The organism is Caulobacter sp. FV1ye13L (assembly GCF_058681155.1).
The window spans coordinates 3,219,851-3,235,684 of sequence record NZ_CM178732.1 but is presented as its reverse complement, the minus strand read 5'-3'; the positions used below and the strand labels follow the sequence as shown (position 1 = coordinate 3,235,684).

The following is a 15,834-nucleotide window of genomic DNA, read 5'->3' as shown; positions in this document are numbered from 1 at the left end:
GTGACGTGGCGGCAGTTGCGCGCCTAAAATTCGCCCCCTACCGATACGGATCATCCGTATTCAGATACCCCGCCACATAGTCCGCCACCCCGTCCTCCAGCGACGTCATCGGCGCGGTGTAGCCAGCCTCTCGCAGACGTTCCATGCGCGCCTGAGTGAAGTACTGATACTTGCCGCGCAGCACTTCGGGCATCTCGACATAGCTGATGTCAGGCTGGCGCCCGACGGCCTGGAAGGTCGCCTCGGCCAGGGCCTTGAAGGTGCGAGCCTGACCCGAGCCCAGGTTGAAGACGCCGTTGACCTGCGGATTGTCGCCCAGCCAGCCGACGACATCGGCCGCGTCGCGCACATAGACGAAGTCGCGCAGCTGACCGCCGTCCTCGTAGTCGGGATTGTGCGACTTGAAGAGCTTGACGCCCACGCCGGCGGCGACCTTGGGCCAGATCTGGGCGACCACCGACTTCATGCCGCCCTTGTGGCCCTCATTGGGACCATAGACGTTGAAGAACTTCAGCCCCACCCACTGCAGCGGCGCACGGCCGCGCGCGGCTTCGCGGACGGCGTAGATGTCGAACAGCGCCTTGGACCAGCCATAGGCGTTCAGCGGGCGCAGGGCCTTGAGCGACTCGATGTCGTCCTGGCCGTCGAAGCCCAGGGTACCGTCACCATAGGTCGCCGCCGAAGACGCGTAGATCAGCCGGCGGCCATGCGCGGCGCACCAGTCCCACAGGTCGCGTGACAGCACGAAGTTGGACTGGATGATCTTGTCGGCGTCCGGCTCGGTGGTCGAGGACACCGCGCCCATGTGGATCACCAGTTCGACGTCGCCGCCCCGTTTGGCCAGCCACGCGAACAGGTCTTCCGGCGCTACGAAATCGGCGATCGGCGACTTGGCCAGATTGCGCCACTTGCCGCTGTCGGCCTCGCGCAGGCGGTCGCAGACCACCACGTCGATGGCCGGATCCTCGCACAGCTTGGCGACGATGTTGGAGCCGATGAAACCGGCGCCGCCGGTGACCAGAACCGTCCGCCGGGTCATGCCGCCCGCTTGGTCAGGGCGTCGTAGTCCAGCAGGTTGGCGATCAGGGCCTCGAACTGGCTCATCGGCACCATGTTGGGACCGTCGGACGGAGCGTTGTCGGGATCGGGGTGGGTTTCCACGAACACGCAGGCCACGCCGATGGAGACGGCCGCGCGGGCCAGCACCGGCACGAACTCGCGCTGGCCGCCGGAGGAGCCGCCCAGCCCGCCCGGCTGCTGCACGCTGTGGGTGGCGTCGAATACGACCGGACAGCCGATCTCCTTCATGATCGGCAGGGACCGCATGTCGCTGACTAGGGTGTTGTAGCCGAACGACACGCCGCGCTCGCAGGCCATGACGTTGGGATTGCCGGCGCCCGTCACCTTGGCGATGACGTTCTTCATGTCCCACGGGGCCAGGAACTGGCCCTTCTTGATGTTGATCGCGCGGCCCGTATTGGCGGCGGCGACCAGCAGATCGGTCTGACGGCACAGGAAGGCCGGGATCTGGATCACGTCGACGGCCTCGGCGACCGGGGCGCAGTGGCTGATCTCGTGGACATCGGTCAGGGTCGGCAGGCCGGTGACCTCGCGGATCTCCTGGAAGATCGCCAGGCTGTCATGCAGCCCGATACCGCGCTGGGCGTTGGCCGAGGTGCGGTTGGCCTTGTCGTAGGAGGTCTTGTAGATCAGGCCGACGCCCAGGCGGTCGGCCATCTCCTTCAGGGCATGGGCCGTTTCCAGCGCGTGCTGGCGGCTTTCCATCTGGCAGGGGCCGGCGATGATCGACAGCTTTTCGTTATTGCCGATGCGGACGGGCCTTCCGTTCGCGGTCTTGACCTCGACAACGGCGTTTGGGGCTACGGCTTGGGGCTGACTCAAGGCAAGACTTCCGGCGAGTGGTGATTTCAGGTCAGACAGGTGGCCTCAGAAGCGGGACGGTGCAAGTGCGGATCGACATGGACGGCGACGGACCGATCCTGGTGTGGCTTCGCAAGGACCTGCGCCTGACCGACAATCCAGCCCTGGACGCGGCGCTTGCGACGGGCCGGGCGGTCATTCCGCTCTATATTCTGGATGAAACGCCGGGCGTTCGCCCCATGGGCGCAGCGTCGCTGTGGTGGCTGGACAAGTCGCTCAGCGCCCTGGGCGCCGATATCGACCAGCGCGGCGGCAGGCTGATCCTGCGGCGCGGCGCGGCGGCCGAGGTTCTGGATGACCTGATCGCCGAGACCGGCGCGGCGGGCGTGGTCTGGAACAGGCTATACGACAAGGCCAGCATCGACCGCGACGCCGCGATCAAGGCCGACCTGCGCGGACGAGGACTGGCCTGCGAGAGCTTCAACGCCAGCCTGCTCAACGAGCCCTGGACCGTGAAGAACGGCTCCGGCGAGGGCTACAAGGTGTTCACGCCCTATTGGCGGGCGGCGCGCGAGCATATCGGCCAGGTGCATGTGACGCCGGCGCCCGTTGCCCTACCCTCGCCCGCCGCATCGCCGTCCAGCGACCGACTGCCGGACTGGGGCCTGCATCCGACCCGGCCTGACTGGTCGGGCGGTTTCTCGATGTGGTGGCCCGGCGAGGCCGGCGCGGCCGATCGTCTGTCGACGTTCCTGAGCTCGAAGATCCAGGACTATGCCGACAAGCGCGACATCCCCGGGGTCGAGGTGACCTCCCTGCTGTCGCCGCACCTGCATTTCGGCGAGATCGGGCCCCGGCAGATCTGGGTGGCCACCCGGGCCGAGGCGGCTGCGGGAAACATTCCCGTCGCCCAGGCCGACAAGTTCCTGTCGGAGGTGGGCTGGCGAGAGTTCAACCACTCGATCCTGTTCCATCGACCAGACATCACAACCGCCAACTTCAGGCCCGAGTTCGACGCCTTCCCCTGGAACCGCGACGACGCAGCTTTCGCCGCCTGGACCGGTGGACGGACGGGCTATCCGATCGTCGACGCCGGCATGCGCGAGCTGTGGGCCACCGGCTTCATGCACAATCGCGTGCGGATGATTGTGGCCTCGTTCCTGATCAAGCACCTGCTGATCGACTGGCGACAGGGCGAGGCCTGGTTCTGGGACACGCTGCTGGACGCCGATCTGGCCAACAATGTCGGCAACTGGCAGTGGACCGCCGGCAGCGGCGCGGACGCCGCGCCCTATTTCCGGATCTTCAATCCCATCACCCAGGGCGAGAAGTTTGATCCGCGGGGGGTCTATGTCCGACGCTGGGTTCCCGAGCTGAGCAATCTGCCGGACAAGGTTATCCACAGCCCGTGGACGGCGGCGACGCATCTTACCCCTGCCGCCAAGCGTACATACTCGCGACCGGTCGTGGATCACGCCCAGGCGCGGCAACGCGCCCTGGCCGCCTATCAAAGTCTCAAGGGAGACTAGGACGGATTTGCGAGGACGGTCCCAAGAGCGTTTACTGCCCAGGAGACCGCATGCGGACCGCCATGACCTATTCGGACACAGCGCTCTGGAATGACCCCGACCTGCGGCGCGCCCCCGGCGCGTTCCGGACGGCCCTGCGCGTTGCGGCCGAGAACTGGGCGGCGGGCTCCCTCAGCTTCATCCTGCCCTCGGGCAAGCGGTTCGACATCGAAGGCAAGACGCCCGGGCCCCGGGCGGTGATCCAGATTCACGACTATCGCTTCGTGCGCCGCGCCCTAGCCTCGGGCGATATCGGTTTCGCCGAAGGCTTCATCGCCGGCGAGTGGGACACGCCCGATCTCTCCACCGTGCTGGAGGCCTTCTCGCTGAACTTCGACCGCCTGCATGACCTGGTCGAGGGCAATATCGTGATGCGGGCGATCAACGCCCTCTTTCACCTGTTCAATCGCAATGATCGCCGAGGTTCGAAGAAGAATATCCACGCCCACTACGACCTGGGCAACGCCTTCTATTCCCGCTGGCTGGACTCCAGCATGACCTACTCGTCGGCGCTCTACGACCAGCCCGGCCAGACGCTGGCGGACGGCCAGCGCGCCAAGTACGCGGCCCTGGCGCGGACCCTCGACCTGCAGACCGGCCAGAGCGTTCTGGAGATCGGCTGCGGCTGGGGCGGCTTCGCCGAGTTCGCGGCCAAGGAGGTCGGCGCGCACGTCACCGGCATCACCATCTCGCCCGCCCAGCACGACTTTGCCCGCAAGCGTCTGTTCGATCTGGGCCTGGCCGAAAAGGCCGACATCCAGCTGATCGACTATCGCGATGTGCAGGGACGCTTCGACCGAGTCGCCTCGATCGAGATGTTCGAGGCCGTCGGCGAGGAATACTGGCCGACCTATTTTAGCAAGATCCATCAGGTGCTGAGCCCCGGCGGCCGCGCCGGTCTGCAGATCATCACCATCCGCGACGAGCTGTTCGAGCACTACCGGACCCATACCGACTTCATCCAGCGCTACATCTTCCCGGGCGGCATGCTGCCCAGCGAGACGCGCCTGAGAGCCGAGACGATCCGTGCTGGGCTGGAGTGGCGTGAGGTCAGCCGCTTTGGCCAGGACTATGCCGAAACCCTGGCGGAATGGGCCCTCCGTTTCGAGGCGGCGTGGGACGAGATCATCAAGCTGGGCTTTGACGAACGCTTCCGGCGGCTGTGGCGGTTCTATCTCAGCTATTGCGAGGCCGGCTTCCGCACCGAACGCACGAATGTGATCCAGCTGGGCCTGAGCCGGGCCTAGACGTTTGGCCTTCGCCTCACGACCTCTGGTGTGCGTAAATGATCAAAAGCACAGCGAGGTCGCGTTCGAATGAACCTCTACACCATGGTCCTGGACTTCCACGGCGGCACCTATATCAGCCAGTTCGACGCCGCCACGCCGGTTGACGCCGTCACCGCCTGGTGCGGCGAACTGCAGGAAGAGCAACTGCTGGGCGAGGTGTCGTCCGACATCGCTGAGGGCATCATGGTCGATGCCGTCGAAAACCGCCTGGTCGAGGTCGAGGGGCTGCACAATGTCTGGTGCGCCGCCACGACCGCCGGCGGGCCGCTGGCCCTGCTGAACGTCATCGAGACCCACGCCAGCCCGAGCTAGACCCCCATCGCCTTGCGGGTGGCCGCCGCCTTGGCGCGGAAGGCCGCCCGTTCGGCATCGGGCATTTTCGACAGGGTCTTGAGCGGCATCATCATGCGGCCCAGGCCGGCCAGCCGGGCTTCATGCCTGTCGATAAAATCCCAGTACAAGGCGTTGAACGGGCAAGCATTATCGCCGTTGCGATCCTTGAGGTCATAGCGACAGCCTTTGCAGTAGTCGCTCATCCGGTCGATATAGGCGCCGCTGGCCGCATAAGGCTTTGAGCCCACGATGCCGCCATCGGCGAAGGTGGCCATGCCGCGCGTATTGGGCATCTCGACCCACTCATAGGCGTCGGCGAACACCACCATGTACCAGTCGTCGACCGCGTCCGGGTGGACGCCCAGCAGCATGGCGAGATTGCCGGTGACCATCAGCCGCTGGATGTGGTGGGCATAGGCGTGATCGCGCGCGGCGGTCACGGCGTCGGCGACGCAGGCCATGTCGGTTTTTCCGGTCCAGTAGAACCACGGCAGCTTGCCCTGGGCGTCCAGGGCGTTGCGCAGGGCGTATTCCGGCATCTTCAGCCAGTAGACGCCGCGCACGAATTCACGCCAGCCCAGGATCTGGCGGATGAAGCCCTCGACCGCATTCAGCGGCGCCTTCCCGGCCCGATAGGCCGCCTCGGCGCGCCGGCAAATGGTCAGCGGGTCCAGCAGGCCGATATTGAGGGCCGGCGAGATCAGGCTGTGCCACAGGAACGGCCGCTGCCAGCTCATGGCGTCCTGCCAGTCGCCAAAGCCCGCCAGCATGTCGTCGAAGAAGTGGTCGAGGATCGCTTCGGCTTCCTCGGGATTGGTCGGCCAGGCGAAGGTGTCGACACGGCCGAAATGGTCCTCGAACCCCGCCCCGACCATGGCCATAACCTCGCGCGTCGTGGCATTGGGCGTCGTACGCAGCCGCTCTGGCGGTCGCACCCCGGCCGGCAGCTTCTTGCGGTTTTCGGCGTCGAAGTTCCACTGTCCGCCGACCGGCTTGTCGCCGTCCATCAGCAGGCCCGTGGCGCGGCGCATCTCGCGGTAGAAATACTCCATCCGCAGTTCCTTGCGCCCCTCCGCCCAGGCGTTAAAGCGCTGGCGTGAGCAAAGGAAGCGGTCGTCCTCGCGGGTTTCCATCGCAACCGGCAGGGTCTGGGCCAGGGTCAGCAGATGGTCTTCCAGCCCCCACTTGCCACAGGCTGTGCGGATCACCCGGCCCAGGGGCTCCTCGGCCAGGGCGCGGGCGATCTCGCCACCGATCGAGCCGGTGTTGGCCGGATCGTCCAGCCTGACATAGCGAACCCGCACGCCCCGGTCCCGCAGGCGCTGGGCGAACTGGCGCATCGCCGACCAGACCAGAACCAGCTTCTGCTTGTGATGTTTCCACGCGGTGGCCTCGGCCACCGACTCGGTCATCAGGACGAGATCGCGCTCGGGATCCAGCCCGGCCAGGGCGGAAAGACCGTCGCTCAGCTGATCGCCCAGCACCAGCCGCAGCACGCCCTGTCCCTGATCTGTCACGCCTTGCTCATCCTTCGTCCCGACCTTCAGGAAAACTGGGCTTGCGTCGGGTCGCCGCGACACGATCTACCATGATCGCTCCGCCCCGCAGCCCTCAGCTTTACCGATCCGCGCACATGACCTTCAAAGCCAGCGTCTCCCCCAGTGTTCTGGACGCCATCGGCAATACGCCCCTCATCCGCCTGAACCGCGCCAGCGAGGCGACGGGCTGCGAAATCCTGGGCAAGGCCGAGTTCATGAACCCCGGCCAGTCGGTCAAGGACCGCGCCGCCCTGGGCATCATCCGCGACGCCGAGGCGCGAGGGCTGCTCAAGCCCGGCGGCCGGATCGTCGAGGGCACGGCGGGAAACACCGGCATCGGCCTGGCCATGGTCGCCTCGGCCCTGGGCTACAAAACGACCATCGTCATCCCGCGCACCCAGAGCCAGGAGAAGAAGGACGCCATCCGCCTGCTGGGCGCCCAGCTGGTCGAGGTGGACGCCGTTCCCTATTCAAACCCCGACAACTATGTCCGCTATTCCGGGCGCTTGGCGGAGGAACTTGCCAAGACCGAGCCCAATGGCGTGATCTGGGCCAACCAGTTCGACAATGTCGCCAATCGCCAGGCGCACTACCTGACCACCGGGCCGGAAATCTTCGAACAAACAGACGGTAAGGTGGATGGCTTCATCTGCGCCGTCGGCTCGGGCGGCACCCTGGCCGGCGTCGCCCAGGCGCTGCGCGAGCGCAAGCCCTCGGTGAAGATCGGCCTGGCCGACCCGCACGGCGCGTCCCTCTACAGCTGGTACAGGGACGGCGAACTGAAGTCGGAGGGAACCTCGATCAGCGAGGGCATCGGCCAGGGCCGCGTCACCGCCAATCTGGACGGCCTGGTGGTCGATCACCCCTTCCGGATCAGCGACGAGGACATGCTCAGGGTCGTCTTCGAGCTGGTCGAGCACGAGGGCCTGTGCCTGGGCGGCTCGGCCGGGATCAACGTCGCCGGCGCCGTTGAACTGGCCAGGGTGATGGGCCCAGGCCACACCATCGTGACCATCCTGTGCGACCATGGCTCACGCTATCAGAGCAAGCTGTTCAATCCGGCCTTCCTCGCCGAGAAGGGCCTGCCGACGCCGGGCTGGATGTAGAAGAGGCGCTTAAGGGTCGGAGTCGGCTTGCCCATCCTGCCAGATCCCGCGATCCTGCCCGACCTCAATCAGGGGCGAGTCAGACCCCGAAAGGCGCAGCCATGACCCTGCAAGATCCTCTCGTCTCGACCGCCTGGCTGCGCGATCACCTCGAAGCGCCCGACGTGCGCATCGTCGACGCCTCGTGGTTCATGCCGGGCACGCCACGCGATCCGAAGGAAGAGTTCCTCCTGGCCCACATCCCCGGCGCGGTGTTCTTCGATATCGACGAGATCTCCGACGAGACCTCGCCCCTGCCGCACATGCTGCCCAGCCCCATCAAGTTCGCCTCGCGGGTCCGCAAGCTGGGCCTGGGCGATGGGTCACGCATCGTCGTCTATGACAGCCTGGGGATCCTGCCCGCCGCCCGCGTCTGGTGGACCTTCCGGGCCATGGGCCATGAGGACGTCGTGGTGCTGGACGGCGGCCTCCCCAAGTGGATCGCCGAAGGTCACCCGATCGAGGACGGCCCCGCCCTGCCGCAGGAGCGCCACTTCACCTCCCGCTATCAGGCCGACATCGTCCGTACGGCCCAGCAGATGAAGCGCAACCTCGAGACCGGCCGCGAGCAGGTGGTCGACGCACGCCCCGCCGGCCGTTTCACCGGCGAGACGCCCGAGCCCCGCGCCGGCCTGCGCGGCGGTCACATCCCCGGTTCGCGCAATATCCCGCTGGGCGACATGCTGGCCCCCGACGGCACGATGCTGTCCGCCGACAGGCTGGCGGCCGTCTTCGCCGCCGCCGGCGTCGATGTCGCCAAGCCGGTCGCCGCGACCTGCGGCTCAGGCATCACGGCCTCGGTTGTCGCCCTGGCCCTGGCCCGCCTGGGCCATCCGCGCGCCGCCGTCTATGACGGCTCGTGGACCGAATGGGGCGGGCTTGAGGATACCCCGGTCGTCACCGGCCCCGCCTGACGCCTTGGCGCTGCGACCAACCCGGCCTAAACCACGACCGTCCGCCGCGTTGTCGAAAGCCCCCCCATGGATGAAGAAACCCGCCTGATCCGAACGGGCGCGTCGTCGGCTCCCCCGCCCAAGACGGTCAATCCAGCGATCCAGCGCGGTTCTACCGTGCTGATGGCCAGTGCCGCCGATCTGTATGACGACAGCCTGGTCAGCTACGGCATCACCGGCCTGTCCACGCCCGCCGCCCTGCAGACGGCCCTGGCCGAGTTGGAGGGGGCGGCCAATGTCACCCTTTACCCCTCGGGCCTGGCGGCCATAACCGGGGCCCTGCTGGCAGTGCTGAAGGCCGGCGACGAGATCCTGGTGGTCGACAGCACCTACAAGCCCACCCGGCGGTTCTGCGACCAGGTGCTGGGCCGGTTCGGCGTCACCACCACCTACTACGACCCGGCCCTGTCGCCCGAGGGCCTGATGGCCCTGACCACACCGAAGACCCGGCTGATCGTGCTGGAAGCCCCCGGCTCCCTGACCTTCGAGATGCAGGACATCCCGGCCATGGCCGCCGCCGCCAACAGCCGGGGCATTCTGACCCTGATCGACAACACCTGGGCGGCCGCGTTCTTCTTCAAACCGCTCGACCATGGCGTGACGCTCAGCATCCAGGCCCTGACCAAATATGTCGGCGGCCATTCCGACTGTTTCATGGGCAGCGTCGCCACCAACGACCCCGCCGTCGGCCAGCTGCTGGTCGACGCCATGTGGGACCTCGGCTGGTCGGTGTCGTCCGACGACGCCTACACCATGCTGCGCGGCCTGCGTACGATGGCCACCCGCCTGCCGCGTCACCAGGAGAACGGCCTGACGGTCGCCCGCTGGCTGCAACAGCGGCCGGAGGTGTCGCGCGTGCTGCACCCAGCCCTGCCCGGCGATCCCGGCCACGCCCTGTGGCGGCGTGACTTCACCGGGGCCTGCGGCCTGTTCGGCGTGGTGCTGAAACCCGCCCGCGAGACGGCCGTTCACGCCTTTCTCGACGCCCTGCAGCTGTTTGGCCTGGGCTTCTCCTGGGGCGGCTATGAGAGCCTGGCCATTCATTGCGATCCGCAACTGAAGAGCCGCTCTATCCCCGTCGATCTGGAAGGCCCATTGCTGCGCCTGCATATCGGTCTGGAAACCCCGGCCGACCTCATCATCGATCTGGAGCGCGGATTCGCGGCTCTGAACAGTCAGGCCTGAAACCCATGACCACCCATATCGCCCTGCTGCGCAGCGTCAGCCCCGGTGGCCAGAAGCCGATCGCGGCCGAGACCTTTGTCGACCTGCTTGGCGAACTGGGCCTGACCAACGCCCGCGCGGTGGGCGGCGCCAATAATCTGGTGTTTGACAGCCCCGATCGCACCGGCGCTGACCTGCAGAACTTCCTTGAGACCGAGATCCACACGCGCCTGGGCTTGCGCACCGATATCTATGTACGCACCGCCCAGGCCTGGGCGGCGATCATTGCCGCCAATCCCTATGCCGAGTTCGCCCTGACCGATCCGGGCCTGCTGATGACCCTGTTCCTCAAGGATCCGCCAGACAAGAAGGTGATCGGCGCCCTGCGCGCCAAACTGTCGGAGGGCGAGCAACTGCGAGTCGAGAGCCGCCAGTTCTACGTCACCTATCCCAATGGGCTTGGCGCGTCGAAGTTCAGCAACGGGCTCGTCGAAAAGGCCCTGGCCACCCGGATCACCGGCCGGTCGTGGACGATCGTGCAGGCGATCGGCGAGGCGATCGGCGAGGCGGGGGACGAGGCGGGGGACGAGGCGGGGGACGAGGCCGTCTGAGGCCTCGCCCGGTCTCAGCGACCCGGTATCCGCTCATAGACCACTAGGCGGTGCAGCCGTTCGTCCGGCGATGCGCGGAGCGATCGCTTAGGCGATGGCCCGGCTGGGAGAGGCGGCGCTCTCGAACAGCAGCCGATGGAGTTCGGGTTCGTAATAGGCCAGCAGCGTCCTGGCGAAGTCGGCCTCGTCAAGGTTCAGGGCCTTGGCCCACGCGGCCTGGGTCTCGATCGGCAGGCGGCCGACGCCGCTCTCTACCTGGGAGACAAATGTATAGTAGCGCAGCCCGACCTGTTCGGAGAGCTGGGCCTGGGTCAGGCCCGCCGCTTCTCGGCCCGCCTTAAGCCATCGGCCGGCCTCCTGCCGAAGCGCCTTGGTGTGCGCGACCTTGGCGGGGTCGGGGGTGGCTCGTGGCATCAAGCCTCCTGATGGTCTTACTGCGCCGGCGAAGGTCGGCATCTCTCGCAGAAACCAGTACTTATGCAACGTGTTCTTGGGCGACATGCGAAAACTTGTCAAAGGCCGACGTTATGGCGCGCCCCTGCGGCGATGGGCTTCGCAAGGCCGGCCTGATGGCGGCGACGAAACCCTTTGGCTCCAGTTATAACTAAACGTACTCTTACTTTTCCGTCGCCTGGTCGCGGGCTGGAGACTTCCTGCGGTTAGATCCGCCCGCCCCTCTAATCGCGACGACCCAGGCGACGAGACCTGACCCCGCCGAAAGCGCCTTTGATCAGGCCTGCGGCCCGCTTGACGCAGGCAAGGCCGGGCGGGCGGTGGCCAGTATGAGATAGCCGGCCACCGCCGACACGACGGAGCCGCACAGCACCCCGATCTTGACCTCGTCGAGCAGCAGAGGATCGGCGAAGGCCAGGTTGCCGATGAACAGGCTCATGGTGAAGCCGACCCCGCACAGCAGCGCTACGCCATAGAGCTGGCGTACCGTCGCGCCGCGCGGCATGTCGGCGAACCCCAGCTTGATCACCGCCATGGCGGCGAGGAAGACGCCGGCCTGCTTGCCCAGGAACAATCCCAGCGCCACCCCGACCGGCACCGGGGCGAGAACCGTCGCCAGGGTCACCCCCGCGAAGCTGACGCCGGCATTGGCCAGTCCAAACAGCGGCACGATCACAAAGGCCACGGGCCTGTGCAACGCATGCTCCAGCTGGTGAAGCGGCGAATGACGGTCATCGGGCCGGCCGCGCGACGGCCGGAGCGGAATGGTCATGGCCAGAACGACCCCGGCCAAGGTGGCGTGAACGCCGGACTTCAGGACGCACAACCACAGCGCCACGCCCAGCAGCAGATACAGCCACAGCCAGGTCACCTTGAAACGGTTGAGGGCGATCAGGGCGATCGTGACGCCGCCCGCCAGGGTCAGCGCCAGGACGTTGAGTTGGTCGGTATAGAAGACGGCGATGATCAGGATGGCGACCAGATCATCGAGAATGGCGATTGCCGTCAGGAAGATCTTCAACGAGGCCGGCGCGCGCGATCCCAGCAGCGACAGGACGCCCAGTGCGAAGGCGATGTCGGTGGCCGCTGGGATCGCCCAGCCGCGAAGATGTTCGGGCGTTCCCAGATTGACCGCGCTGTAGATCAGGGCCGGCGCCACGACCCCGCCCAGCGCCGCAACGCCGGGCAGGATCAGGCGCGAGGGCTTCGAAAGCTGCCCGTCCAGCACCTCCCGCTTGATCTCCAGCCCAACCAGCAGAAAGAACACGGCCATCAGACCGTCATTGATCCAGTGCGCGAGGCTTTCGCGCATCGCCAGGCCGGCGATGGTCCCGCCGATCTCGATATGCAGCACGGCGTTGTAGGCGGCGGCCCAGGGCGAATTGGCGACCAGCAGAGCCAGGGCCGCCGCCGCCATCAGGACGTATCCCCCGGCCGCTTCATGATGCAGGAACTGGCGCAGAGCCGAGAGTGCGCGCGTTGAGAGTCTGGGCTTCAGTTCAAATGCCACGGCGGCCTCCAAAAGCATGGATCAAGCTATCGTGACGTCCGGTTATCGACGGACGCCGGACCGAATTCGCTGGAGGCGCGGCCTGGCCGCATGAAGCGGCCTGATATCTGCCGCGCAATCTGACCATGCCGGCGTCAAGGTCAAGCGAAACCGGCTCGCCCTGTTCAAGGCGGGCGACGGAACAGGCGAGACCAGCAAACGTGCTCGGCATGATGATGCGATTGCGGAACCTCATGGCGGCCTCAAGCCCGATCCCGCGCAACCTGACGACACCCAGGGCATGACATCGGGAAAGAATTGACCTCCGCCACGGCTCGGCACAGAACGTCTTCAGCGTCAGATTCCATCTCGACTGGAACGCGGCGCAAGCGCCCCGGATCGTGGGCCACTGGGGAGAAGACACTTGGATAGACGTCAGTTTCTTGCTGCCTGTGGAATCGGCGCCGGCGGCATGCTGTTGCCCGGCTTCGGCCAGGCCATCGCCGCCGATCAGCTGGTGGAAACCATCGAGCTGGCCGTCAAGAAGCGCCTGGCCGACGCGGCCATGAGCGCCGCGACCGCCGCCGGGGCCAGCTATTGCGACGTGCGCGTCGGCCGCTACCTGCGCCAGTTCATCGTCACCCGCGAGGCCAACGTTCAGGCGGTGACCAACACCGAGTCGAGCGGCGTGGGCGTTCGCGTGATCGCCGACGGCGCCTGGGGCTTTGCCGCCACCAACAACATTTCGGCGGAATCGGTCGCCCAGACCGCCCGCCTGGCCACAATGATCGCCAAGGCCAACGCCAAAAACCAGACCGCGCCCGTCCGCCTGGCCCCCACCAAGGGCGTCGGCGAGGTGAAATGGGCCACGCCCATTCGCCGCAACGGCATGGAAGTCTCGCTGCAGGAGAAGGTCGACCTTCTGATGCGCGTCAACGGCGCGGCGCTGACGGCCGGGGCCAGCTTCGTCAATTCCAGCCTGTTCCTGATCAACGAGCAGAAATACTTCGCCAGCACCGATGGCTCTTACATCGACCAGGACGTCCACCGCATCTGGGCGCCCTTCACGGTGACCGCCATCGACAAGGCCAGCGGCAAGTTCCGCTCGCGCGAGGGCCTCTCCGCGCCGATGGGTCTGGGCTACGAGTACCTGGACCCCAAGGCCGAGGACAAGAGCCTCTCGCCCAACGGCATCATCAGCTACGGCAAGTCCTATGACATGGTCGAGGACGCCAAGGCCGCCGCCGTCCAGGCGCGCGAGAAGCTGACGGCCAAGTCGGTCAAGCCGGGCCGCTACGACCTGGTGCTCGACCCCAACCATCTGGGCCTGACCATCCACGAGTCGGTCGGCCACCCGCTCGAGCTCGACCGCGTGCTGGGCTACGAGGCCAACTATGCCGGGACCAGCTTCGCCACGCTGGACAAGCGCGAGGCGCGCTTCCAGTACGGCAGCGAGATCGTCAACCTCACGGCCGACAAGCTGCAGCCCGGTAGCCTGGGCGCGGTCGGCTATGACGACGAAGGCGTCGGCACCAAGAGCTGGCCACTGATCCAGGACGGCAAGCTGGTCGACTATCAGGCCACCCGCGACCAGGCCCACATGCTGGGCAAGACCGAGTCCGACGGCTGCTCCTATGCCGACTCTTGGTCGACCGTGCAGTTCCAGCGCATGCCCAATGTCTCGCTGCAGCCGGGCAAGAAGAAGATGAGCCTGGACGACATGATTTCGGGCGTCGAGGACGGGATCTACATCCTGGGTCGCGGCTCGTTCTCGATCGACCAGCAGCGCTACAACGCCCAGTTCGGCGGCACGCTGTTCTACGAGATCAAGGACGGCAAGATCACCCAGCCCCTCGAGGACGTGGCCTATCAGATGCGCACGCCCGAGTTCTGGAACGCCTGTACGGCGATCTGCGACGAGCGCGACTATCGCCTGTTTGGCTCCTTCTTTGATGGAAAAGGCCAGCCCAGCCAGGTTTCGGCCGTGAGCCACGGTTCGTCGACCACCCGGTTCGACGACATCAATGTCATCAACACCGCGCGCTCGCTCGGTTGATCGGGTCGAGGGAGACAGTCCAATGAGCATCATGACAGAGGCCGAGGCCAAGACGATCCTCGACAAGGTCATCAAGCTGTCGACGGCCGACGAGTGCACCGCCCAGCTGACCGGATCGGTCGAAGGCAATATTCGTTTCGCCCTCAACAACGTCTCGACCAGCGGCGTGGTCAGCAATACCGATCTGTCGGTCCAGGTCGCGTTCGGCAAGCGCGTCGGATCGGCGTCGATCAACGAGTTCTCGGACGCCGCCCTGGCCCGCGTGGTCAAGCGCGCCGAGGAACTGGCCAAGCTGGCGCCGGAGAATCCGGAGTTCGTCACGGCCGTCGAGGCCCAGGCCTACAAGCCCAGCGCAACCTTCAGCGCCGCGACCGCCGCGATCACGCCCGACCAGCGGGCCGAGATCGCCCGGGCCTCCATCGCCCCCTGCCGCGCCCAGAACCTGATCGCCGCCGGCTTCCTCAATGACGAGCAAAGCTTCGTCGCCTTCGCCAACAGCAAGGGCGCGTTCGGCTATCAGCGCGCCACCGAGGTCGACTACACCTGCACGGTGCGTACGGCCGACGGCCGGGGCTCGGGCTGGGTCAGCCGCAACCTGCAGGATTCCACCAGCTTCAAGCCGGCCAGCGACATCGAGATCGCCATGCGCAAGGCCAGCGCCTCGGCCGAGGCCCAGTCGCTGGAGCCCGGCAAATATACGGTGATCCTGGAACCGGCCGCCGCCTCGGGCCTGATCTCGTTCATGCTCAACTTCTTCGACGCCCGCCAGGCCGACGAGGGGCGCAGCTTCCTGTCCAAGAAAGGCGGCGGCAACAAGCTGGGCGAGCAGGTCTATGATCCGCGCGTCACCTTCACGGCCGACCCCTGGCACCCCGAGCTGGCAGTGCTGCCGTGGGACGCCCAGGGCCGGGCCCGCGAGCGCATGCCGCTGGTCGAGAACGGCAAGATCGCCAACCTGCTCTACTCGCCCTATTGGGCCCAGAAGCAGGGCAAGAAGGTGGTGGGCCGACCGGGCAACATCATCATGTCGGGCGGAACCAAGTCGACCGCCGACCTGGTGCGCGAGACCGAGCGCGGCATCCTGGTGACCCGCACCTGGTACATCCGCATGGTCGATCCCCAGACGGTGCTGCTGACCGGCCTGACCCGCGACGGCACCTTCTACATCGAGAACGGCCAGTTGAAGTACCCGGTGAAGAACTTCCGCTTCAACGAGTCGCCGGTGATCATGCTCAACAACATCGACGATCTGGGCCGGCCGGTTCGGGTCAGCGAGGGCGGTCAGATGCAGTACATGATCCCGCCGATGCGCGTGCGTGACTTCACCTTCACCTCGCTCTCGGACGCCGTCTGA

Annotated in this window: 14 protein-coding genes; 9 read left to right on the top strand and 5 right to left on the bottom strand. The window is 66.4% G+C overall.

Annotated elements, in window-relative coordinates; genetic code table 11:
- Window positions 1-37: 37 nt before the first annotated feature.
- Together rfaD and kdsA are read right to left on the bottom strand one after the other, a co-directional pair.
- Window positions 38-1,039 (bottom strand): ADP-glyceromanno-heptose 6-epimerase, encoded by a 1,002-nt coding sequence (rfaD, locus tag ACW176_RS15700; RefSeq protein WP_492109798.1) that lies wholly within the window; start codon window positions 1,037-1,039, stop codon window positions 38-40.
- A complete protein-coding gene (kdsA, locus tag ACW176_RS15695) occupies window positions 1,036-1,902 on the bottom strand; it encodes a 3-deoxy-8-phosphooctulonate synthase (protein ID WP_492109797.1) in 867 nt (288 codons plus the stop codon). The genes rfaD and kdsA overlap by 4 nt, the downstream gene beginning before the upstream one ends.
- Before the next feature lie 59 nt (window positions 1,903-1,961).
- Here kdsA and ACW176_RS15690 point away from each other — a divergent pair, with 59 nt between their 5' ends.
- From ACW176_RS15690 to ACW176_RS15680, 3 genes are all read left to right on the top strand, one after another.
- Window positions 1,962-3,410: a cryptochrome/photolyase family protein gene (locus tag ACW176_RS15690; RefSeq protein WP_492109796.1), complete on the top strand. Its 1,449-nt coding sequence runs from the start codon at window positions 1,962-1,964 to the stop codon at window positions 3,408-3,410.
- Window positions 3,411-3,460: 50 nt separating this feature from the next.
- A complete protein-coding gene (locus ACW176_RS15685; RefSeq protein ID WP_492109795.1) occupies window positions 3,461-4,696 on the top strand; it encodes a class I SAM-dependent methyltransferase in 1,236 nt (411 codons plus the stop codon).
- A gap of 69 nt (window positions 4,697-4,765) precedes the next feature.
- Entirely contained in the window at window positions 4,766-5,050 is a 285-nt protein-coding gene (locus ACW176_RS15680; RefSeq protein WP_419317080.1) for a hypothetical protein, read from the top strand.
- Here ACW176_RS15680 and ACW176_RS15675 read toward each other — a convergent pair.
- Window positions 5,047-6,588 (bottom strand): cryptochrome/photolyase family protein, encoded by a 1,542-nt coding sequence (locus ACW176_RS15675; RefSeq protein WP_492109794.1) that lies wholly within the window; start codon window positions 6,586-6,588, stop codon window positions 5,047-5,049. The genes ACW176_RS15680 and ACW176_RS15675 overlap by 4 nt on opposite strands.
- 116 nt (window positions 6,589-6,704) lie before the next feature.
- Here ACW176_RS15675 and ACW176_RS15670 point away from each other — a divergent pair, with 116 nt between their 5' ends.
- The 4 genes from ACW176_RS15670 (at window position 6,705) to ACW176_RS15655 (ending at window position 10,482) form a co-directional block, all read left to right on the top strand.
- The gene (locus ACW176_RS15670; protein WP_492109793.1) at window positions 6,705-7,715 is read left to right on the top strand and encodes a cysteine synthase A; all 1,011 of its coding nucleotides are present in this window, start codon (window positions 6,705-6,707) and stop codon (window positions 7,713-7,715) included.
- A 101-nt stretch (window positions 7,716-7,816) separates the two neighbouring features.
- Window positions 7,817-8,668: a 3-mercaptopyruvate sulfurtransferase gene (gene sseA, locus ACW176_RS15665; RefSeq protein WP_492109792.1), complete on the top strand. Its 852-nt coding sequence runs from the start codon at window positions 7,817-7,819 to the stop codon at window positions 8,666-8,668.
- A gap of 66 nt (window positions 8,669-8,734) precedes the next feature.
- A complete protein-coding gene (gene metC, locus ACW176_RS15660; protein ID WP_492109791.1) occupies window positions 8,735-9,892 on the top strand; it encodes a cystathionine beta-lyase in 1,158 nt (385 codons plus the stop codon).
- A 5-nt stretch (window positions 9,893-9,897) separates the two neighbouring features.
- The gene (locus ACW176_RS15655) at window positions 9,898-10,482 is read left to right on the top strand and encodes a DUF1697 domain-containing protein (RefSeq protein WP_492109790.1); all 585 of its coding nucleotides are present in this window, start codon (window positions 9,898-9,900) and stop codon (window positions 10,480-10,482) included.
- Window positions 10,483-10,569: 87 nt separating this feature from the next.
- Here ACW176_RS15655 and ACW176_RS15650 read toward each other — a convergent pair whose 3' ends face one another.
- Window positions 10,570-10,896, bottom strand: coding sequence for a helix-turn-helix domain-containing protein (locus ACW176_RS15650; protein ID WP_419317088.1), 327 nt, complete (start codon window positions 10,894-10,896; stop codon window positions 10,570-10,572).
- 316 nt (window positions 10,897-11,212) lie between these two features.
- The gene (gene nhaA, locus ACW176_RS15645; RefSeq protein ID WP_492109789.1) at window positions 11,213-12,445 is read right to left on the bottom strand and encodes a Na+/H+ antiporter NhaA; all 1,233 of its coding nucleotides are present in this window, start codon (window positions 12,443-12,445) and stop codon (window positions 11,213-11,215) included.
- Window positions 12,446-12,848: 403 nt separating this feature from the next.
- Here nhaA and ACW176_RS15640 point away from each other — a divergent pair, with 403 nt between their 5' ends.
- Both ACW176_RS15640 and ACW176_RS15635 read left to right on the top strand, forming a co-directional pair.
- Window positions 12,849-14,480: a TldD/PmbA family protein gene (locus ACW176_RS15640; protein WP_492057389.1), complete on the top strand. Its 1,632-nt coding sequence runs from the start codon at window positions 12,849-12,851 to the stop codon at window positions 14,478-14,480.
- 22 nt (window positions 14,481-14,502) lie between these two features.
- Entirely contained in the window at window positions 14,503-15,834 is a 1,332-nt protein-coding gene (locus tag ACW176_RS15635; protein WP_492109788.1) for a TldD/PmbA family protein, read from the top strand.

Coding starts and splice junctions, on each gene's coding strand:
- metC (WP_492109791.1), top strand. CDS start 8,735: ATGGATGAAGAAACCCGCCTGATCCGAACGGGCGCGTCGTCGGCTCCC.
- ACW176_RS15680 (WP_419317080.1), top strand. CDS start 4,766: ATGAACCTCTACACCATGGTCCTGGACTTCCACGGCGGCACCTATATC.
- ACW176_RS15685 (WP_492109795.1), top strand. CDS start 3,461: ATGCGGACCGCCATGACCTATTCGGACACAGCGCTCTGGAATGACCCC.
- ACW176_RS15650 (WP_419317088.1), bottom strand. CDS start 10,896: ATGCCACGAGCCACCCCCGACCCCGCCAAGGTCGCGCACACCAAGGCG.
- ACW176_RS15655 (WP_492109790.1), top strand. CDS start 9,898: ATGACCACCCATATCGCCCTGCTGCGCAGCGTCAGCCCCGGTGGCCAG.
- ACW176_RS15670 (WP_492109793.1), top strand. CDS start 6,705: ATGACCTTCAAAGCCAGCGTCTCCCCCAGTGTTCTGGACGCCATCGGC.
- ACW176_RS15635 (WP_492109788.1), top strand. CDS start 14,503: ATGAGCATCATGACAGAGGCCGAGGCCAAGACGATCCTCGACAAGGTC.
- sseA (WP_492109792.1), top strand. CDS start 7,817: ATGACCCTGCAAGATCCTCTCGTCTCGACCGCCTGGCTGCGCGATCAC.
- rfaD (WP_492109798.1), bottom strand. CDS start 1,039: ATGACCCGGCGGACGGTTCTGGTCACCGGCGGCGCCGGTTTCATCGGC.